The organism is Lysinibacillus sp. NPDC098008, assembly GCF_044760715.1.
Taxonomy (GTDB): domain Bacteria; phylum Bacillota; class Bacilli; order Bacillales_A; family Planococcaceae; genus Lysinibacillus.
The window spans coordinates 1-1,870 of sequence record NZ_JBIWBA010000061.1 but is presented as its reverse complement, the minus strand read 5'-3'; the positions used below and the strand labels follow the sequence as shown (position 1 = coordinate 1,870).

General features: G+C 36.1%; 4 protein-coding genes. All 4 read right to left on the bottom strand.

What is annotated here, in order from left to right; translation table 11 throughout:
- Positions 1 to 120 (bottom strand): helix-turn-helix domain-containing protein (locus ACIQVU_RS20195; RefSeq protein WP_402897030.1); only part of this gene is annotated, 120 nt, incomplete at its 3' end.
- Between the two features lie 165 nt (positions 121 to 285).
- On the bottom strand, positions 286 to 543 hold the full coding sequence (locus tag ACIQVU_RS20190; protein WP_402897028.1) for a hypothetical protein: 258 nt from the start codon (positions 541 to 543) through the stop codon (positions 286 to 288).
- Positions 544 to 623: 80 nt separating this feature from the next.
- Entirely contained in the window at positions 624 to 1,592 is a 969-nt protein-coding gene (locus ACIQVU_RS20185) for a hypothetical protein (RefSeq protein ID WP_402897027.1), read from the bottom strand.
- Positions 1,593 to 1,612: 20 nt separating this feature from the next.
- The coding region (locus ACIQVU_RS20180; protein WP_402897025.1) for a hypothetical protein at positions 1,613 to 1,870 on the bottom strand (258 nt) is incomplete at its 5' end.

Genomic DNA, 1,870 nt, shown 5'->3' with positions numbered 1-1,870 from the left:
CGTAATGTTAGGCTTAAGTCCATTTTCGATTTTTGAAATGTACGAAGCTGTAACGCCAGCTTTATCCGCTAATTCTCTCAATGATAAATTACGGTCTAATCGCAATGTTTTAATGAGCATAGCGATATTTGTTTCTTCAATTGCCATGTTCCTACTCCTATCATTTCAATATGACGTAATGTAATCCTGATGTAGATATAAATAGAATGTTAATAACATTTATTGATATGCTAGTTAGCTTTTCAATGTTATCTACTAAACATTTAATGATATCTACAATACGATTTATTGCTGCCTGTGCAAAATGCGGTTAAACAAAACGAATAATGATATCTTTTTTTGTAGACCTTCCAGAACCGACTCATTTGCTAAACATTCGTTTAAACAAATGGAAGTTAGATGTTCAAATGACATGCCTTCTACATATTGAGCTGCTGCTTCATCTGTACCTTCTAATGATTTCAGCAATTCCTGTTTGATTGCTGCCAAACGAGCTAAATTCGCCTCTTGCATAAGCCTCTTTTTTTCTGCCTGTAATGCCATGTTGTTATCACAACACCTTTCTCATAAATTTGCTTATTGTATGCAAAAAGAGAGAAAGGTATAACGACATTTGTAAAAAATCATTTTAAAATTGTAGTTCCGCCGAAAACCTCATCGACAATGTTTAGATTTAAAATCTCTATTTCATCTAAACCATGATGCTCTAGTAATTTCTCGAATTTCTCGCTTGTATGGTAGTAGGCTTCCGCGTGTGCATCTTCCACAATTAATTTATAACGGATTAGCAACCCGGCAGGATAACCGAGAATCTCCTGTAAATAGTTGCGTATCTCTGTCATTAAATTATCTAGCTTTTTGACATACCTGTATTTTTGATTGATGTCTAGTATATAGACGGTAGGACCATGCAAGAGTATTTTGTTATGCAGGTCGTCTTCTCTTTCGCAAAAATGCCACTTCCCGATATAGATATTGCGAGCTTGCATAGAGTTAAGGTTAAACTCGTTATCTATTTGAGGGACTGTACTAAGTTCAAGCCCTTGCAGCTTTGCAGAAGCAATATTTTTGACTGCTTCTAGCATATTGTAATGGCTATTAAGTAGATGCCAATTATATTTATATGGCACTTTCTGCATTAAATTTAACAGTATATGATGAGTGTTTTTCTGTTTGCTCAATAATGTGCTGTTTTTTTGTGTTGCTTTTACAAACGCCTCTAATGTAGTAGGGTCTTCCTGTTCCTGCAACGTGTGCAGCAAAATACTATTTATATATGCGCTTTGTAAAGCCTTGTTAGAAGAGAACGCAATGCTCGGTGTTTCTTCACGGGCAGCTCCAGTTAAAAAGTAGATGCCGAATTTTTTTAGGCGAATAATACGCCGATTTAAGTATCTATGAATATGAATGATATCCGCTGCTGTTAGCTCCGTAAGTGCTTTTGATAATTGTGGCTCTGACATACGCTGAAAGTGAGCCATATATTTAGAGAGCTGCGAGCGCCACATAATACCTTTGCCTAAATGATAGATAGCGTAAAGTATAGCCTTATGCTTTTCCGCTACCTTTTGCTTGTATGATTTTTTAATCACGACGAAAAACCCCCTTAAAATTAAATTTTTATAATTTCCATGCGACAGTTAAGAGCTGCTGCAAATGAGCATTTTGCTAAGACATGTTCCCACTGATAGTTCCCCGTTACGACTTCTACTAGCTGTAATCGCCCGTCACGTATGTATCCGCCATCTGTTGGGCTGATATTTTGCTGAACAATTTCTTCAAACAAATCCTCTGATATTGAATTTTTAGATGTTTGGTTATGAACATTTAAAAGTTCTCTCTCTGTAATCCAAGTCAAACGTTGCTCCAG